Source organism: Citrobacter sp. Cb023 (genome assembly GCF_030336805.1).
GTDB classification, from domain to species: Bacteria; Pseudomonadota; Gammaproteobacteria; order Enterobacterales; family Enterobacteriaceae; genus Citrobacter; species Citrobacter braakii.
In genome coordinates, this window is sequence record NZ_JAOWCV010000032.1 from 87,540 (window position 1) to 104,270 (window position 16,731).

At 51.2% G+C, this 16,731-nt stretch carries 18 protein-coding genes and 1 pseudogene; 11 read left to right on the forward strand and 8 right to left on the reverse strand.

Annotation, left to right across the window (positions count from 1 at the left end; all coding sequences use genetic code 11):
* The first annotated feature begins 2 nt into the window (after positions 1-2).
* The 6 genes from OGW44_RS06875 (at position 3) to nepI (ending at position 5,520) form a co-directional block, all read left to right on the forward strand.
* Positions 3-1,331: an MFS transporter gene (locus tag OGW44_RS06875; protein ID WP_185654896.1), complete on the forward strand. Its 1,329-nt coding sequence runs from the start codon at positions 3-5 to the stop codon at positions 1,329-1,331.
* 142 nt (positions 1,332-1,473) lie between these two features.
* A complete protein-coding gene (gene uhpT, locus OGW44_RS06880; RefSeq protein ID WP_185654897.1) occupies positions 1,474-2,865 on the forward strand; it encodes a hexose-6-phosphate:phosphate antiporter UhpT in 1,392 nt (463 codons plus the stop codon).
* 148 nt (positions 2,866-3,013) lie between these two features.
* Positions 3,014-3,466, forward strand: coding sequence for a DUF1198 family protein (locus OGW44_RS06885; protein ID WP_016157801.1), 453 nt, complete (start codon positions 3,014-3,016; stop codon positions 3,464-3,466).
* Between the two features lie 100 nt (positions 3,467-3,566).
* Entirely contained in the window at positions 3,567-3,908 is a 342-nt protein-coding gene (locus tag OGW44_RS06890; protein WP_016157800.1) for a type II toxin-antitoxin system RelE/ParE family toxin, read from the forward strand.
* An 8-nt stretch (positions 3,909-3,916) separates the two neighbouring features.
* A complete protein-coding gene (locus OGW44_RS06895; RefSeq protein WP_016157799.1) occupies positions 3,917-4,216 on the forward strand; it encodes a helix-turn-helix domain-containing protein in 300 nt (99 codons plus the stop codon).
* Positions 4,217-4,335: 119 nt separating this feature from the next.
* Positions 4,336-5,520, forward strand: a complete 1,185-nt coding sequence (nepI, locus tag OGW44_RS06900) for a purine ribonucleoside efflux pump NepI (RefSeq protein ID WP_016155040.1) — start codon at positions 4,336-4,338, stop codon at positions 5,518-5,520.
* 55 nt (positions 5,521-5,575) lie between these two features.
* Here the strand turns inward: nepI and gmuD are convergent, their stop codons facing one another.
* Both gmuD and OGW44_RS06910 read right to left on the reverse strand, forming a co-directional pair.
* Positions 5,576-6,958: a 6-phospho-beta-glucosidase GmuD gene (gene gmuD / locus OGW44_RS06905; RefSeq protein WP_047415720.1), complete on the reverse strand. Its 1,383-nt coding sequence runs from the start codon at positions 6,956-6,958 to the stop codon at positions 5,576-5,578.
* A 92-nt stretch (positions 6,959-7,050) separates the two neighbouring features.
* Positions 7,051-7,344, reverse strand: coding sequence for a YicS family protein (locus OGW44_RS06910; protein ID WP_019078023.1), 294 nt, complete (start codon positions 7,342-7,344; stop codon positions 7,051-7,053).
* A gap of 130 nt (positions 7,345-7,474) precedes the next feature.
* Here OGW44_RS06910 and OGW44_RS06915 point away from each other — a divergent pair, with 130 nt between their 5' ends.
* The 3 genes and pseudogenes from OGW44_RS06915 to nlpA all read left to right on the forward strand — a co-directional run bounded on the left by OGW44_RS06915 (position 7,475) and on the right by nlpA (position 8,985).
* The gene (locus OGW44_RS06915; protein WP_181633089.1) at positions 7,475-7,891 is read left to right on the forward strand and encodes a GNAT family N-acetyltransferase; all 417 of its coding nucleotides are present in this window, start codon (positions 7,475-7,477) and stop codon (positions 7,889-7,891) included.
* A gap of 30 nt (positions 7,892-7,921) precedes the next feature.
* A pseudogene (locus OGW44_RS06920) lies at positions 7,922-8,038 on the forward strand (Rpn/YhgA-type helix-turn-helix domain-containing protein); the annotation flags it as partial.
* 128 nt (positions 8,039-8,166) lie between these two features.
* The gene (gene nlpA / locus OGW44_RS06925) at positions 8,167-8,985 is read left to right on the forward strand and encodes a lipoprotein NlpA (protein ID WP_016157795.1); all 819 of its coding nucleotides are present in this window, start codon (positions 8,167-8,169) and stop codon (positions 8,983-8,985) included.
* A 28-nt stretch (positions 8,986-9,013) separates the two neighbouring features.
* Here the strand turns inward: nlpA and OGW44_RS06930 are convergent, their stop codons facing one another.
* From OGW44_RS06930 to OGW44_RS06940, 3 genes are all read right to left on the reverse strand, one after another.
* A complete protein-coding gene (locus OGW44_RS06930) occupies positions 9,014-9,916 on the reverse strand; it encodes a carboxylate/amino acid/amine transporter (protein WP_049042690.1) in 903 nt (300 codons plus the stop codon).
* 118 nt (positions 9,917-10,034) lie between these two features.
* The gene (locus OGW44_RS06935) at positions 10,035-10,340 is read right to left on the reverse strand and encodes a putative quinol monooxygenase (protein ID WP_046276186.1); all 306 of its coding nucleotides are present in this window, start codon (positions 10,338-10,340) and stop codon (positions 10,035-10,037) included.
* A 1-nt stretch (position 10,341) separates the two neighbouring features.
* Positions 10,342-11,349 carry a zinc-binding alcohol dehydrogenase family protein gene (locus OGW44_RS06940; protein ID WP_016155033.1) on the reverse strand — a complete coding sequence of 336 codons (1,008 nt, stop codon included), beginning with the start codon at positions 11,347-11,349 and terminating at the stop codon, positions 10,342-10,344.
* A 110-nt stretch (positions 11,350-11,459) separates the two neighbouring features.
* On the opposite strand from OGW44_RS06940, the gene OGW44_RS06945 reads away from it, so the two are divergent.
* Positions 11,460-12,362 carry a LysR family transcriptional regulator gene (locus OGW44_RS06945; RefSeq protein ID WP_185654898.1) on the forward strand — a complete coding sequence of 301 codons (903 nt, stop codon included), beginning with the start codon at positions 11,460-11,462 and terminating at the stop codon, positions 12,360-12,362.
* Positions 12,363-12,398: 36 nt separating this feature from the next.
* On the opposite strand, the gene OGW44_RS06950 is transcribed toward OGW44_RS06945, so the two are convergent.
* From OGW44_RS06950 to OGW44_RS06960, 3 genes are all read right to left on the reverse strand, one after another.
* Entirely contained in the window at positions 12,399-13,895 is a 1,497-nt protein-coding gene (locus OGW44_RS06950) for a C69 family dipeptidase (RefSeq protein ID WP_185654899.1), read from the reverse strand.
* Between the two features lie 343 nt (positions 13,896-14,238).
* Positions 14,239-14,703 (reverse strand): hypothetical protein, encoded by a 465-nt coding sequence (locus OGW44_RS06955; RefSeq protein WP_016155024.1) that lies wholly within the window; start codon positions 14,701-14,703, stop codon positions 14,239-14,241.
* Complete coding sequence (locus tag OGW44_RS06960) at positions 14,700-15,473, reverse strand: winged helix-turn-helix domain-containing protein (RefSeq protein ID WP_047358481.1); 774 nt, start codon at positions 15,471-15,473, stop codon at positions 14,700-14,702. The genes OGW44_RS06955 and OGW44_RS06960 overlap by 4 nt, the downstream gene beginning before the upstream one ends.
* A 577-nt stretch (positions 15,474-16,050) precedes the next feature.
* Here OGW44_RS06960 and OGW44_RS06965 point away from each other — a divergent pair.
* Positions 16,051-16,668, forward strand: coding sequence for a helix-turn-helix transcriptional regulator (locus tag OGW44_RS06965; RefSeq protein WP_016155022.1), 618 nt, complete (start codon positions 16,051-16,053; stop codon positions 16,666-16,668).
* Positions 16,669-16,731: the final 63 nt, after the last annotated feature.

A 16,731-nucleotide genomic window follows, 5' to 3' on the forward strand; every position in this document is an offset into this window, starting at 1 on the left:
TCATGTTTTCGTTTTTAAAAGCCCCAGTCAGCGCGCCGCTCATCACCGATAAGCGTGAAGTGGATGCCCTCTACCGCTACTGGCGGCGGCATATTCTGACCACTATCTGGCTCGGCTACGCGCTGTTCTATTTCACACGCAAGAGCTTCAACGCCGCCGTACCGGATATCCTCACCAGCGGCGTGCTGACCCGCAGCGACATTGGTCTGCTGGCGACGCTGTTTTACATCACCTACGGCCTGTCGAAGTTTGTTTCCGGTATCGTCAGTGACCGTTCCAACGCCCGCTATTTTATGGGGTTTGGGCTTATCGCCACCGGCGTGGTGAACATTCTGTTTGGCTTCTCCACCTCGCTCTGGGCTTTTGCGGTGCTCTGGGCGCTGAACGCCTTTTTCCAGGGCTGGGGGTCGCCGGTCTGCGCGCGTTTATTGACTGCGTGGTATTCGCGTACCGAACGCGGCGGCTGGTGGGCGCTGTGGAATACTGCGCACAATGTTGGCGGGGCGCTGATCCCTATCGTGATGGCGGCGACGGCGCTGCACTACGGCTGGCGTGCCGGGATGATGATCGCCGGGCTGCTGGCGATTGTGGTGGGGGGTTTTCTCTGCTGGCGGCTGCGCGACAGGCCGCAGGCGATTGGTCTGCCGCCGATTGGCGACTGGCGCCATGATGAGCTGGAAATCGCCCAGCAGCAGGAAGGCGCAGGGCTGAGCCGTAAAGAGATCCTCACCCGCTATGTATTGCTGAATCCCTATATCTGGTTGCTGTCGCTGTGTTACGTGCTGGTGTACGTCGTCCGCGCCGCCATCAACGACTGGGGCAATCTGTATATGTCGGAGACGCTCGGCGTGGATCTGGTGACCGCCAATACCGCCGTGACTATGTTCGAATTGGGCGGATTTATCGGCGCGCTGGTCGCAGGCTGGGGCTCGGACAAACTGTTTAACGGCAACCGCGGTCCAATGAACCTGATTTTCGCTGCCGGAATTTTGCTCTCCGTGGGCTCGTTGTGGCTGATGCCGTTCGCCAGTTACGTGATGCAGGCGGCGTGCTTCTTCACCACCGGATTCTTCGTCTTCGGCCCGCAAATGCTGATCGGCATGGCGGCGGCGGAGTGCTCGCACAAAGAGGCAGCGGGCGCGGCAACCGGATTTGTCGGGCTGTTTGCCTATCTGGGGGCATCGCTTTCCGGCTGGCCGCTGGCGAAGGTGATGGAGGTCTGGCACTGGACCGGATTCTTTGTGGTGATCGCCATTGCGGCGGGGATTTCCGCGCTGCTGCTGCTACCGTTTTTGAACGCCCAGGCTCCACGCGAACTCAACGAAGCGTGATGCACCTCACCTTTTTGCCCCGAGTAGGGTAAAACTAAGAAATTTTCCCGGTTTCACCTGGACGCTGTCTCAGGCGCGTCTCCCGGCTGATTTTTACAATGCCTGCCATTCGCAGGTATAAAAATTAGCTCGGGAGTGTCAAATGCTGGCCTTTCTAAACCAGGTACGCAAGCCGACCCTGGATCTGCCGCTCGATGTGCGGCGCAAAATGTGGTTCAAACCGTTCATGCAGTCCTATCTGGTGGTCTTTATTGGCTACCTGACCATGTATCTGATCCGCAAAAACTTCAACATCGCGCAGAACGACATGATCTCCACCTACGGGCTGAGCATGACGCAGCTGGGGATGATTGGCCTGGGCTTCTCCATCACCTACGGCGTGGGTAAAACGCTGGTTTCCTACTACGCAGACGGCAAAAATACCAAGCAGTTCCTGCCGTTTATGCTGATCCTCTCCGCCATCTGTATGCTCGGCTTCAGCGCCAGCATGGGGGCGGGTTCAACCAGCCTGTTCCTGATGATCGCCTTCTACGCGCTGAGCGGTTTTTTCCAGAGTACCGGTGGCTCGTGTAGCTATTCCACCATCACCAAATGGACGCCGCGTCGCAAGCGGGGTTCTTACCTCGGCATGTGGAATATCTCCCATAACCTCGGTGGTGCGGGTGCGGCTGGCGTGGCGCTGTTTGGCGCCAACTATCTGTTCGACGGTCACGTCATTGGTATGTTTATCTTCCCGTCAATTATCGCCCTGATTGTCGGCTTTATCGGCCTGCGCTACGGCAGCGACTCCCCGGAGTCTTATGGCCTCGGTAAAGCTGAAGAGCTGTTCGGCGAGGAGATAAGCGAAGAGGACAAAGAGACTGAAGAAAATGAGATGACCAAATGGCAGATCTTTGTTGAATACGTGCTGAAAAACAAAGTGATCTGGCTGCTGTGCTTCTCCAACATTTTCCTGTACGTGGTGCGCATCGGTATCGACCAGTGGTCCACTGTCTACGCTTTCCAGGAGCTGAAGCTCTCCAAAGAGGTGGCGATTCAGGGCTTTACCCTGTTTGAAGTGGGCGCGTTGGTCGGCACGTTACTGTGGGGTTGGCTCTCTGACCTGGCTAACGGTCGTCGTGCGCTGGTAGCCTGTGTGGCGCTGGCGTTGATTATCGCGACCCTGGGCGTTTATCAGCACGCCAGCAACCAGTATGTCTATCTGGCTTCGCTGTTTGCGCTGGGCTTCCTGGTGTTTGGTCCTCAGCTGTTAATCGGCGTTGCAGCCGTCGGATTCGTACCGAAAAAAGCGATCGGCGCAGCCGACGGGATTAAAGGCACCTTCGCATATCTGATTGGTGACAGCTTCGCCAAGCTGGGTCTGGGGATGATTGCCGACGGCACGTCGATTTTTGGTCTGACCGGCTGGGCGGGCACGTTCGCCGCGCTGGATACCGCCGCCATCGGTTGTATCTGCCTGATGGCCATCGTGGCCGTGTTTGAAGAACGTAAAATTCGCCGCGAGAAAAAAATTCAACAATTGAAAGTCGCTTAAGTTAAGTGTGCATTGGTAACTTTTGCCCGCCTCAATGGCGGGCTTTTTTATGCCGCGGATCCATCCTGAATCGCGTTGATACGTTCAGTCGTCGACAGAGAGGAATTTGCCGTTATGATGGGCATCCTGTCTGGTAATGGATGTGCGCATGATTTGGATAATGCTGGCCACATTGGTCGTTGTTTTTGTAGTGGGTTTTCGGGTGTTGACGTCCGGATCTCGACGGGCAATTCGCCGTCTGAGCGAGCGACTGAATATTGATGTTGTGCCGGTAGAGTCGATGATCGATCAGATGGGAAAAGTACAGGGTGAGGCTTTTTTACAGTACCTCCACCGCCCAGATGAATCGCATCTGCAAAATGCTGCCCAGGTGTTGTTGATCTGGCAAATCGTTATTGTCGACGGCAGTGAGTCGAATCTGCTGCAATGGCACCGTTGGCTGCAAAAAGCCCGATTGGCCACGCCGATTACTGACGCACAGGTGCGTCTGGCGCTCGGTTTTCTGCGCGAGATAGAGCCGGATATGCAGGAGTTTAATGCGTTTCAGATGCGCTATAACGCCTTTTTCCAGCCCGAAGATGGCGTGCACTGGCTGCACTGACAGTCATGCCTGTTGGCGAATTAATTGTGCAAATATAAATTGATTTAATAGCTAATGGGCTATAATTTACCTATAGCTTATTAGCTATGAGGGATCGTTGATGTGGGAAGTGGAAACAACGGATGTTTTCGATAAATGGTTTGACGTACAGACCGAGGCGCTCAAGGAAGATATGCTCGCAGCGATGATGATTTTATCCGAGTATGGTCCTCAGTTAGGCAGGCCGTTTGCTGATACGGTAAATGCTTCTGCTTTTTCAAATATGAAAGAGTTGCGAGTGCAGCATCAGGGCAACCCGATTCGGGCGTTCTTCGTGTTTGATCCTTCTCGCCATGGCATCGTGTTATGCGCTGGCGACAAAACAGGGTTAAACGAGAAGAAATTCTATAAAGAGATGATCAGGCTTGCTGACGCTGAGTACCGAAATCACCTTAATAAGTAAGGAAAATTATGGCGACGCTTAAAGAATTGATGGCGAAACAAAGCCCGGAAAGCCAGGAGCGCATTGCTGAAAAAGTAGAAGTGCTACGTCAGGTGATTGCGTTAAATATGTTACGGGAAGAACTGAATCTCTCTCAGGCGGAACTTGCCTCGGCAATGGGCGTTAAGCAGCCAACAATCGCAAAAATGGAACAGGCGGATAACGATCCTCGTCTGTCGACGCTTAAGCGTTATGTCACGGCGTTAGGTGGCGAACTGAGCATTGATGTTAAGTTACCGACAGGTAAAAGAGTCGCGTTTCATCTTTAAAAATCCGTGTGGCCTGGATTTTGTGTTAGATGAAAGTAGTTGCCAAAACGTTAAATGCGTCACAAATTTAGTGTTACACTGCGTAACTTATTCTGCAATAACCCCACGCAGGTAACAAAATGAGTGAAGCTGTTGAACAAAAATCCCGCGCTGAGGCAAATGCCCGACCGAACTGGTCGGCGGTATTCGCCGTGGCGTTCTGCGTTGCCTGCCTGATAACCGTTGAGTTTCTGCCCGTTAGCCTGTTAACGCCGATGGCGCAGGATCTGGGGATTTCTGAAGGTGTTGCCGGACAATCGGTGACTGTGACGGCATTTGTTGCCATGTTCGCCAGCCTGTTTGTGACGCAAATTATCCAGGCGACCGATCGTCGCTACGTGGTGATCGTGTTTTCGGTGCTGCTGACGCTCTCCTGCCTGTTGGTTTCCTTTGCCAACTCTTTTTCACTGCTGCTCATTGGCCGCGCCTGCCTCGGTCTGGCGCTTGGCGGATTCTGGGCGATGTCGGCGTCGCTGACCATGCGTCTGGTTCCCGCCCGTACGGTACCGAAAGCGCTGTCGGTGATTTTTGGCGCGGTCTCTGTCGCGCTGGTGATTGCTGCGCCGCTGGGGAGTTTTTTGGGCGGTATTATCGGCTGGCGCAACGTGTTTAATGCGGCGGCGGTAATGGGCGTGCTGTGCACGATTTGGGTGGTGAGAGCGCTGCCGTCGTTGCCAGGTGAACCTTCGCATCAGAAACAAAATATGTTCAGCCTGCTGCAGCGCCCGGGGGTGATGGCCGGGATGATTGCCATCTTTATGTCCTTTGCCGGACAGTTCGCCTTCTTTACCTATATTCGCCCGATCTATATGAATCTGGCAGGCTTTGAAGTTGATGGCCTGACGTTGGTGCTGCTGAGTTTTGGTATCGCCAGCTTTGTCGGGACATCGCTCTCCTCGGTGGTTCTGAAGCGCTCGGTCAAACTGGCCTTAGCCGGTGCGCCGCTGGTGCTGGCGCTTAGCGCGCTGGTCCTGATCCTGTGGGGTAGCGACAAAGTTGTGGCGGCAGGTATTGCGATTATCTGGGGCCTGGCGTTTGCGTTGGTTCCGGTCGGCTGGTCGACGTGGATCACCCGATCGCTTGCCGATCAGGCAGAAAAAGCCGGATCCGTCCAGGTCGCCGTGATCCAGCTTGCCAATACCTGCGGGGCAGCGGTGGGAGGCTATGCGCTCGATAACCTCGGACTGCTTTCGCCCCTGATGCTTTCCGGCAGCCTGATGCTGCTGACGGCGCTTCTGGTCACGATGAAGGTCAGAATACAGTGAGATTGTTGCCTGATGGCGCGCAGCTTTCAGGCAACATCGTTATCTGACGACTGAATCAATCAAAACCATTGTTTTCGGCGGTATGGGCAAACCATTCGCCGCTTTTCTTCACCGTACGTTTTTGCGTATCTAAATCTAACTGGACAAAACCGTAGCGGTTTTTATATCCGTTGAGCCAGGACCAGTTATCAATAAAGGTCCACATATGGTAGCCAAGACAATTACACCCTTCGCTAATGCCTTTATGTAGCCATTTAAGATGCGCAGAAACAAATTCAATACGGTAGCTGTCGTTGATTTGGTCCTGCTGAATAAAACGTTGCTCATTTTCGACTCCCATGCCGTTTTCAGAAATAAAACAGCGCGGGTTGCCGTAGTTATCACGCAGATTAGTAATAATATCGTAAATACCTGGCTCGTAAATTTCCCAGCCACGGTAAGGGTTCATTTTACGCCCCGGCATTTCGTAATAATCAAACAGCCACTCCGGCATAAACGGCGCGTCAGGATTGACGGCAGTATCACGACATTTCACGCGGCGCGGCTGATAATAATTAATACCGAGCAGGTCGATTTTGCCATCGGCGATGAGCTGACTGTCGCCTGGCTGACATGCTGGGAGTTGATCGTACTCTTTTAGCAGCGCTATCAGATCCGCCGGATATTCACCTTTTAGCACCGGGTCAAGGAAGCTGCGGTTAAACAGCAGATCCGCATGGTGCGCAGCTTTTACATCCGCTGGGTGTTGTGAGCGCGGATAAGAGGGCGTTAAATTCAGGATCACACCGATTTCACCGTCATAACTTCCGGCGTGGTACGCGCGTACCGCCGTGGAATGCGCCAGTACGGTGTGATACGCCACGGTGGCCGCGCGTTTGAAATCCACCACATTAGGGTAATGGAAGTCATACAGATAGCCGCCTTCTACTGGGACAATCGGTTCGTTAAAGGTGAACCAGTGCTTCACCCGATTGCCGAACAAGGTAAAACAGGTTTGTGCGTAGCGACCAAACGCCTCAACCACATCTCGGTTTTCCCAGCCACCTTTCTCCTGCATCACCATCGGCATATCAAAGTGAAACAGGGTGATAAATGGCGTAATGCCTTGCGCCAGCAGCTCATCGATGACGTTGTTATAGAAATCAACCGCCTGCGGATTGACGTCGCCAGTACCGTCCGGGATCAGTCGTGACCAACTGATTGAAGTGCGGAAGCTGTTGTGCTTCAGCTGTTTGAGCAGTGCGATGTCCTGTTTCCAGTGCTGATAAAAGGTCGAGGTGTTCGCCGGGCCAACCCCCTGATGGAAACGCCCAGGCTGGCGGTCGAACCACACGTCCCATGTCGTCTGGCTTTTGCCGCCGTTCAGACTATCCCCTTCGGTTTGCAGCGCCGAGCAGGCACTGCCCCACCAAAAGTTTTCGGGAAAACGGTATCGCATTATCTTGCTCCTTGATGTGTTTCATTTCCCTACACAATAGGCGATTTTGCAAAACAGAAACCGGTTACAGCACTCGTTTTTCAATGCGATAGTTACAAATCCGGGCATTCAACTTTGCCCAGCGCTTCCCAGTAGTTGTTCTGATTGTTTCTTTGTATTGCCAGAATGGCTTCGCGGATGTGTTGCTGATTACGGGTATCAGCCATAATCGTTTTTTCCCACACCTCATCCGATGGCGACCCCTGCGGGGTACAAATCTTGCGTAAATCCTTCAATACGGTGTTTTTTTCATGAACGGACTGTAGAGAGCCATAAGCCGAATCGGCCTGCGCCAAACCCGGCAGCATGAAAAGAATGGCAATAAGCGGTAAAACGGCTTGTTTCATGATAATAATCCTTGTTGTCGATGCGCATCATCTCAAGAGTAAGTGTAGACGGCATGCGCCTCACTCATCAGCCTGTGTTAATTTCTAAAAAGAAAATCAGCCAGAAGTTTTAGTTTTTCAGGAGGATAGGATGCAAATACAGATTACAGATACCATTACTGAAGACGATCAAAATGCTCTGCTTGTTGGACTGCGCGCCTACAATCGCCAGTTCCTGAGGACCACCAATTTTGGCGACCTGGCGGTGTACTGGCGCGATGAGCACAATGAAATACTGGGCGGGCTGATCGGTAAAATCAAAGGCGAATGGCTGTGCATTGATTTCCTGTGGATGCATGAATCGCTGCGTAAAGGCGGTTACGGCACAAAGTTGATGCAGGCCGCTGAACAGACGGCGCGTGAGAGAGGATGCCTGCATGCGCTGGTGGACACGATGAGTTTCCAGGCGCTGCCGTTTTATCAGAAAAACGGCTATCAGTTGCAAATGACCCTCGATAACTTTCCAGAAACCGGTTCCGCGCGCCATTATTTGTCGAAAACGTTTTGATGACCGGAAGGACTGCAAAAGGGATGACTTGAAGGCAAACAGGAAGAAGCGTTGCGGATAGCCCAAGCCATGCTTGAAAAGGGGATTGATCGTGAACTGGTGCTAATTATTACTGGGCTTTCCTTTGATGAGCTAACGGCACATTCCGACTCATTTTCCTTTTCGCATTATGCTTTTTTCTTCTTGCTGATGCTTTTTCGTTTTTTAAACCGCAGCGGCCTTCCCGCTATAGTCATTTCATTACTCATCAGGCGGTTATTGCAAAAGGATAAAACGTGAAACTGAAGATACCTTATTTCGGGGCTGGGGCGGCGTTATTACTGGCGGGATTATTGCTGGCAGGATGCGATCAGCAGAACAATGATGCAAAGCATATTAAAGTGGGCGTGATTAACGGTGCAGAGCAGGATGTGGCGGAAGTCGCGAAGAAAGTCGCTAAAGAAAAATATGGCCTGGAGGTGGAGTTGGTGGGATTTAGCGGTTCTCTGCTGCCCAACGATGCCACTAATCATGGTGAGCTGGATGCCAACGTCTTCCAGCATCGTCCGTTCCTTGAACAAGATAATAAAGCGCACGGCTATAAGCTGGTAGCGGTGGGCAATACCTTTGTGTTCCCGATGGCGGGTTATTCGAAGAAAATCAAAACTGTTGCTGAACTAAAAGACGGTGCGACGATTGCGATACCTAACGATCCGACCAACCTTGGGCGGGCGCTGTTGCTGCTACAAAAAGAGAAGTTAATCACTCTGAAAGCGGATACCGGCCTGCTGCCAACGGCGCTGGATATTACGGATAATCCGCGACATCTGAAAATTATGGAACTGGAAGGGGCGCAGCTACCGCGCGTGCTGGACGATCAAAAAGTGGATGTGGCGATTATCAGTACCACCTACATCCAGCAAACCGGACTTTCTCCGGTACATGACAGCGTATTTATCGAAGACAAAAATTCACCGTACGTGAACATCCTGGTGGCGCGAGAAGACAATAAAGATGCCGAGAATGTGAAAGAATTCCTGCAATCTTATCAGTCACCGGAAGTGGCGAAGGCCGCTGAAACTATCTTTAACGGCGGCGCAGTTCCGGGCTGGTAATCGTCACCCGTTGCCGCGCCGGTTGGGGTTAAACCGCTCTGGCGCGGCGACGTGAGTCCATTGAGATAAGCACGACCGATGAGAGGATCAAAAGCGTACCCAGCCAGTCTGGCAGGGTAAAGGTGATGCCTAACAGCAGCAGGGACAGCAACGCACTGCTCAACGGTTCCGCGCAGCTTAAAATGCTCGCTTTCGGTCCGCCAATCATCTGCGCGCCTTTCAGGTACAGGCTAAACGTGAGCGAAGTACCGATGACCACCAGATAGAAAAACGCCAGAATTAAACTGCCATTCACCACGAAATGAGTTCCCTGCCCGGCATAGAACGGCAGTAGGATCATTCCACCGATTAACATACTCCAGCCGACAACCGGCAACGTGCCGTAGCGCGCGATGAGCGTTGAGGGGTAGGTGGTATAGAACGCGGCGGCAAACGCCGAGGCTATTCCCCAAAACAGCGCGGCAGCTGAGATAGATAACGACGTCGGATTACCGTGGGTGACCAGTAAGAAAGTACCGATGAGCGAGGTGAAGATCGCCGTCAGCACTAAAACCCCCGGCCGCGCTTTGCGCACCATGGAGAACCACGCCACGATAATGGTCGGTGACAAAAATTGCAGCACCGTCGCGGTGGCGGCGTTGGATTTTTCGATGGTCAGCAGGAAGGTTAGCTGTACGGTGAGTGCTCCGACCACGGAAAAAATCAGCAGGCTGATGGCGTCCTTGCGGTTTTTGATAATGGAGAACACGTTGTCGCCATGAACGAAAGAGAGCATCAGCAGAATGAGCCCCGCGAAAATCAGGCGCGTCATGGTCAGAAACTGCGACGACATCTGGCTTTGTTCCATGATGTACTGCGCGCAAACGCCTGAACTTCCCCATAATACGGCGGCAATCAGGACGTTCATCATCCCTCTTCTGGTGGAACTCATCTTTCCCTCTGCATGCTGTTTTGTTTTATTTGTGTGCAGGCATCATAGCAGAGATAGCGAAGCGAGTGAGACATGACGGGCACAGCCCCCCACACCGCAGGGGGCTTCGGCAGTCATCTTACGGCGCAATCGGCGTCAGATAATCCAGTCGTAGCGGTTCGGCCAGCAGCTCGTTCATTTGCAGAATAAACGCCTGGAAATGGGGCAGGGCGATATGCTCGTCCAGACCGGCCTGACCGCGCCAGGATTCACGAACGTAGAAGACATCCGGTGTGTCGCGCAACTGGAACAGGGCATACTCAATATTGCCCGGCTCCTGGCGCGTGGGCAGCAGCAGAGCCTGCAGCGCCTGTTTTAGTGCGTCGATTTTCCCCGGTCTGGCTTTCAGTACCGCAATAATTGAAATCACCTCTGAATCAGACATGTTAAAACCCCTCCAGCACAATCTTGCCGACTGAACGACCGGTTTCAATTTGCGCGTGCGCTTTTTGCAGATTCGCCGCGTTGATTGCGCCAAAATGCTCGCCCAGCGTGGTGCGAATGGTGTTGTCATCGATCAACTGTGCCACGCGGGTTAATAGCTGATGCTGCGCAATGATGTCGTGGGTGGTAAACATCGAACGGGTAAACATAAATTCCCAGTGCAGCGAAATGCTTTTGGCCTTCAGTGGACGTGCATCGAGGGTTTGCGGATCGTCAATCAGCGCCAGTTTGCCCTGCGGCGCCAGGGCGGCAATAATTTGCGGGTAGTGCTGCTCGGTATTGTTCAGGCTGGCAACGTGCGTCACCTCTTTAATGCCTATCCGAGCCAGCTCTTCCATCAGCGGCTTGCTGTGGTCAATCACATGATGAGCGCCTGCTTCACGTACCCATTTCTGGCTCTGTGGACGTGAAGCGGTACCGATGACAGTCATTTTGGTCAGCTTACTGGCCAGTTGCGTCAGGATAGAACCGACGCCGCCAGCAGCGCCAACAATCAATAACACATCATTTTCATTGCCATTTTCCTCAACGCCCAGACGGTCGAACAGCATTTCCCAGGCGGTGATGGCGGTCAGCGGCAGTGCCGCGGCAGAAGCATTGTCCAGCGATTGCGGCTTCAGCGCGGTAATACGTTCATCAACCAGCTGAAATTCACTGTTACTGCCAGCACGGCCCAGCGCACCGGCATACCAGACTTCATCGCCAGGAGCGAACAGGGTGACTGCTTCACCCACGGACTTCACTACGCCAACGGCGTCCCAACCCAGCACGCGGGGCACATCAGCGTTAAAACCTTCGCGGACCTTGGTGTCAACGGGATTGACGGAAATGGCCTTCACTTCAACCAGCAGATCGTGCCCGGAGGCGACGGGCATGGGCAGGTCAATCTCTTGTAAAAATTCAATGTTACTGCCGTCGGTTGCGGCGCGGGTAATAGCGATGGCTTTCATAATCTCTCCGGTTAATAAACCTTCTATCTGTTGAATAATTCGATGGTAAACCGGTAGCAGAACGGGAAAAATAGCCCTTCGGCGACAGGACTTATACTCGGGGAGTGAAAATGTTCCGGCTTGAAGATCTCACGTTGTTTGTCCGCGCCGCGGCGCTGAATAGTTTTAGCGATGCCGCACGCGAAGTCGGCGTTCAGCCTGCTCAGGTCAGTTCTGCTATTAAGCGCCTGGAATCTACGCTGGCTATCCGCTTGTTCGCCCGCTCCACGCGCAGTCTGCGCCTGACGCCGGAAGGTGAGGTCTGGCTACCTTATGCCCGCCAGATGCTGGACGTGATGCATGCCGGACTGCAAAAAATTCAGACCCCGGAAGATGAAGTTTCAGGCACGCTGCAAATCGCCGTACCTTCCGATCTCGGTCGGAACCTACTGCTGCCGGTCTTTCAGTCGTTTCGACGCCGCTATCCCGCGCTGCGCCTGCGGATTTTTTTCTCCGACCAGGTGACGGATGTCTTTAAAGACCCCGTCGATGTAGCGTTTCGCTATGGCAACACCGAAGACGCATCTTACATTGCGCTGCCTGTCGCACCGGGTAACCGGCGCGTGCTGGTGGCATCACCGGAATGGGTTGTGCAAAACGGCGCGCCGCAAACTCCGGATGATTTAACACAGCTCAACGCCATGACCTTCGTCTTACGCGGACGCCTGCACGATCGCTGGACGTTTACGCATAACGGCGAGGTTAGCAGTGTGCAGGTTAACGGCACCATTATGAGCGACGATGCTGAAGTAATCCGACGGCTGGCGATTGCCGGAGAAGGCATCGCGTACAAGTCGTGGCTGGATGTCAGCGAGGATGTGCGTGATGGACGATTGCAGCTACTGATGCCTGATTACCTGGGCGAGAAAGCCCCGCTAAATATGATTTGCCCACATCGTAAGCAGCTTTCAACGGCGGTCCGTCTGCTGCATGACGCCGTGAAGGTGCGGTGTGACACGTTGACGCAAAGCTAATAAGTACTTTGCGCCAGCATGTCATCGTGTCGTTACTCAGTCTTTTTTCGCAGCGTTTGCGAAGAAGATATCAGACTGAATGTCTTTAGTGCGGATGGTAAAGAGCTGATTAGTCAGATCTTCCGTCAACTTCTCGGCATCGGCCATGATGCGCAAGTTGAAGTCATTCAGCATCTTATCTGCGGCAGGTTTATCAGTTTTCGCCATCTTCAGATATTTTGCTTCGACCTCTTTTTGCTCCTTCGCCACTTTATCTTCCCATGCTTTGTAGGTTTTTTTGACGATTGGCGCGAGCTTCGGATAATCGGTCATCGTCAGCGTCTGTAACTTACGGTATTTCCAGTAAATGGACTGATCGTCCGCTTTATCGGTACCCATCGTATAGTTTGCCGGATACGCTTTCAGGCCGCTGTAGTACGGAACAAACGCGGTGAGGTCGGCCATACCCAGACCAATGTAGGTCGTTTCACCAATCTCTTTTGGCAACCACGGACGGACCTGCATCACGTGTGCTTCATAGGTGCGGAAGACGCTAACCGGACGCCATGGCTCTTTGCCGTTCAGACCGTTGGTGTACGGGTCATGGCTGGTGCCTTCGTAATGGTTACGCAGCACGGCCTTCACATCATCCAGCGTCATCTTCTTCTCTGGCGTCATGAACACCGGGAATTCGCGCCCTTTGGCCATATCCTGATTTACGGAAGGATTGAACTCTTTCTGGATGGTCCATACGCGAGGATCGTTATACGTGCGGTCACGCTCATCATCACGGGTATAGGCTTTGGAGAAGTTGAATTTGCCATCTTTTGCCGGTTCATACAGACCTTTATCGGTCGCAAATTGAATCAGGTTTTTTGACGCCATCATGTCCGGGTTTTTAGGGTCGTAATCCTGTAAGCGGCCCTGATTACCGGTGGCAAAATACTGGTTACTCGGCAGGCGTTGCGCCATCCACTGGTGACCGCTGCCGGTTTCCAGGTACCAGATTTCGTTATCGTCGACGACGGCCACGCCAAAACCTTCCCCAGCGCCGACGGTCTCAACGATATGACCCAGTAGCGCCACGGCCTCGCGCGCGGTTTTGCTCTGGGACAGCAGAATATCCGGGATATCATCTTCGGTGATCCCTTTATCCTCGACATAGGGGTCGGCAGCCAGCGCTTTTGCTGAGGCAAAAATAGATTCTGTACCGCTCACGCCAACGCCCAATTCGTTAAATCCGGTCGCGCCGTGCAGTTGGGTTTTCCAGTTTGGAACGGTGGTATAACGCAGAGAGTTTTTGGGTAGCGGCCAGGTAAAGTCATTCGCGCCATTATGTGCTTTGGTGCTGTATACCCCGGTCTGATTCTGCTTTGCCGGATGAATGACAAAATGCTGCGCTTTCAGGGCATCGCTGTCAGCGCTACGGGCTACCAGCATGGAGCCGTCCGCTGATGCTTCATTACCGACCAATAGGGTCGTACAAGCAAAACCTGATGAAACAACGGCCAAATTTATAGAAAGTGCAATCAGGCACTTTTTAAAAGTAAACATTACGTATCCCTCATATGTACGCCAAAAATACACCGGAAACACACCGTTTCCTGAAATGCGATAACGCCTGAACGCTCAGACATTGCTCGCGAGAGAGATAAACGCCCCTGTCCACGTCTTCTCCAAATATCCATCCGTAGGTTGAAGTCTTCTGGGCAAAATAAAACGCCCATTTCGCTTAATTATTGCGCAATGGATATCGTGGTATTCAGGATGTTTCCTGATTCGGGATGAAGAATAGCAATGGGATATGAGTGGATTCAGTGACCCATGTCGCGTAAGTCGATGATGGCAAATATGAATTCTATTTGAGGGGGCGTGCTTTTTGTATCCGGATATGACGTTACCTTTTGCGGCAATACAGCGAGGGGACATTTGAGCTGGCAAAAATCCATGCGCCCTTATACTCCTCCATGACCAGGCTCAGGTTTCGTCCGCTTTGACGGTAAAATCCGGGTAATGTGTTGTTAATATCAGCTTCATCGGCGCTGTCAGCGAAGGTTTTGACCACCTGCATTGCCTGTAGCACTCGGGCTTCGTGCTGCCGGGTATAACTGAAATAGATGTTCCTGCTAATGTCTGAGGTATTACGTCCGTACAGTTTTCCGGTAATGGTCGCTAGCCCTGCATCTTTGTACATCCGAAATGAAACCGTACCTGCAAAGCGGTTGCTGCCAATATTCCATTCGACATTTCCAACGCAATTTAGCTGCTTTTCGGCATAGCGTGAATGCCATAGCCATCCGCCTGAGCCGAGCAATGTCGCCACGCCGATTACGATTAAAATAAGGTGGTGTATTTTTTTCATTGCCCGCGCATCCAGTAATAATGGGTAGTACAAAACGCGTACGCATCTACCCGTGCATCTTTATCACAAACAAATGCCACGATCCTCTCCGCTTTACGGTAGCCAGAAAGGAAAACATGCTTGTTGTTTTCACAGAGAGAAGGGTGCAGTTGCATCAGATTGAAATAATTTTCCTGATCGTGATCATTCAGTGAGTAATAAATTTTACAGTTTTGCCGAGATGGGACCTGCATAGAAACAGAAATGAATTTACTAAACGGCATAACAGGACGTGTCTGATACCACACCAGCCAGATAATCAAAGTGGCAATAACGATGCCAGCGCTAAATATAATATTCCACCAGGGGACCCGCGTCGTTTGTTGTGCCGCGGGAGGAATTATCTTTGGGGGCGCGTATTCCTCTATTAGCGGTGACTGGAAAACTTCACTCTGAAGATGCGTTATCGCCTCTACCTGCGTATTTCCATTTAATCTGAGTCCGCGTCGTGAAATAGTTTTCACCGTATCACGTGGCAGACCCACATCCGCCAGCGCGTTACGTAGCGTCAGAATAGCCTGGTAAAATGTGTTGGTTGTGGTCACATTATTTCTCTCACCCCAACCCACTTTTATCAATGTGTTCTGCGAAACAATGTCACTTGCGTGAGTAATTAAATAGAGAAAGCAAAGCGAAGCTGGGAGCTGAAGTTGTATTGCGCGCCCGGTCTGACGATTGACCAGACTTTTGCTGTCAGGATTAAATTCGACCAACTGATTGATAAGGTACAATTGCCCAGCCCTCAGTAACTATAACGTATCACCGCGTGTGCCTACACATACCTTAAATTTTACATCCAAATCGTGAATATGCCTCACTCTTTGTACGTGATCGAAGATAAGAATTTCACTTAAGGATTAAAAATACTTTAAATACAACGTGTTACGTGTGTAAATTCTTAGGTGAGTATTAACTAATGTTAAATAATGAGAATTCATTACAGTTTTATCTGAATTCTCATTATATTTATCAACAGCACTTCAAGGGGGATTGAGTTATCAGGATTGTGTAATTAATAAGAGCCCCTTTCATTGGTTAATTTTTAGCAAATAGTGCTTTTTTAATTTTTATTCTGGGATTTGGATTTATGCATAAAATTCCTAATACCCAGACTGTTATTCTGAGATAAAGCAGAAAAAAGCTTAGCGCAATCGCATTGCTTACAGCCTATTCATAATAGCGTATCAGGAGTTTATTACATTTTTTAAGTGTCACTGTTATTAACTGACAAGGAATGTCATACGTGTCGGATTGACACATTTATTTACCAATGAAATATTTATGGAAAAATAACAGGAGTCATTTTTGATGAAGAGATCACCATCACAGAGTGTTCGTTGCATAAGCTGTGAATTATCCTGTCAATTATTTCCGGATACTGTGGTACGCGCCAACTACTGTCACCGAGCCACTTTTGCGATCTGGCCAGAGGGAAATAGTTTTCTGCAAAAAGGAATTATTGAAAAACTTCTCCTTAATAATCAAAATCATTTGTCGCGTGGGTTTATTTTTGTGGACTTTTCCTTCCCAAACTTGCGCCTGTTCGCCGATCCGCAATGGGTTGACCGGCTGGCCTACAGCGGTATGTATATTGTGTTGATAGCGGACAGGAATCTCGCGCCGTTAGCCAACTACTGGCTGTCGAAAAGCAATAAAATACAAGGGATTATATATTCCGATGATGATGATGAAGTTCAGCATCAGAAAATTCGCCGATTATTTACCGGCCACCTTGCGAACAGTAAACGCGGACGCTCACTCAACTATACAGAAATGATATTACTGAAGCGGTTTGTGTCAGGGAAAAGTATTCAGCAAATTACCAAAATAGATAATATAGATATTAAGAAAATATATGTCTACAAGCTCAGGCTTGAAGATAAATTAGGCCATAGCATTCATCAAATACTGTCGAATATTTTATAACGCATTTTTGATTCTTACTATTTTCACATCTTTGCGATGTGGTGGACGCCCTACGCCCGAAAG

Bases quoted from the DNA above. Each gene is read 5' to 3' on its own strand.
- OGW44_RS06875 (WP_185654896.1), top strand. From the start codon at position 3: ATGTTTTCGTTTTTAAAAGCCCCAGTCAGCGCGCCGCTCATCACCGAT.
- OGW44_RS06935 (WP_046276186.1), bottom strand. From the start codon at position 10,340: ATGTCTGATTCAGAGGTGATTTCAATTATTGCGGTACTGAAAGCCAGA.
- OGW44_RS06895 (WP_016157799.1), top strand. From the start codon at position 3,917: ATGGCGACGCTTAAAGAATTGATGGCGAAACAAAGCCCGGAAAGCCAG.
- OGW44_RS06910 (WP_019078023.1), bottom strand. From the start codon at position 7,344: ATGAAACAAGCCGTTTTACCGCTTATTGCCATTCTTTTCATGCTGCCG.
- OGW44_RS06930 (WP_049042690.1), bottom strand. From the start codon at position 9,916: ATGAGTTCCACCAGAAGAGGGATGATGAACGTCCTGATTGCCGCCGTA.
- OGW44_RS06955 (WP_016155024.1), bottom strand. From the start codon at position 14,703: ATGAAAAAAATACACCACCTTATTTTAATCGTAATCGGCGTGGCGACA.
- nepI (WP_016155040.1), top strand. From the start codon at position 4,336: ATGAGTGAAGCTGTTGAACAAAAATCCCGCGCTGAGGCAAATGCCCGA.
- gmuD (WP_047415720.1), bottom strand. From the start codon at position 6,958: ATGCGATACCGTTTTCCCGAAAACTTTTGGTGGGGCAGTGCCTGCTCG.
- OGW44_RS06915 (WP_181633089.1), top strand. From the start codon at position 7,475: ATGCAAATACAGATTACAGATACCATTACTGAAGACGATCAAAATGCT.
- OGW44_RS06965 (WP_016155022.1), top strand. From the start codon at position 16,051: ATGAAGAGATCACCATCACAGAGTGTTCGTTGCATAAGCTGTGAATTA.
- OGW44_RS06940 (WP_016155033.1), bottom strand. From the start codon at position 11,349: ATGAAAGCCATCGCTATTACCCGCGCCGCAACCGACGGCAGTAACATT.
- OGW44_RS06945 (WP_185654898.1), top strand. From the start codon at position 11,460: ATGTTCCGGCTTGAAGATCTCACGTTGTTTGTCCGCGCCGCGGCGCTG.
- uhpT (WP_185654897.1), top strand. From the start codon at position 1,474: ATGCTGGCCTTTCTAAACCAGGTACGCAAGCCGACCCTGGATCTGCCG.
- OGW44_RS06890 (WP_016157800.1), top strand. From the start codon at position 3,567: ATGTGGGAAGTGGAAACAACGGATGTTTTCGATAAATGGTTTGACGTA.
- OGW44_RS06885 (WP_016157801.1), top strand. From the start codon at position 3,014: ATGATTTGGATAATGCTGGCCACATTGGTCGTTGTTTTTGTAGTGGGT.
- OGW44_RS06950 (WP_185654899.1), bottom strand. From the start codon at position 13,895: ATGTTTACTTTTAAAAAGTGCCTGATTGCACTTTCTATAAATTTGGCC.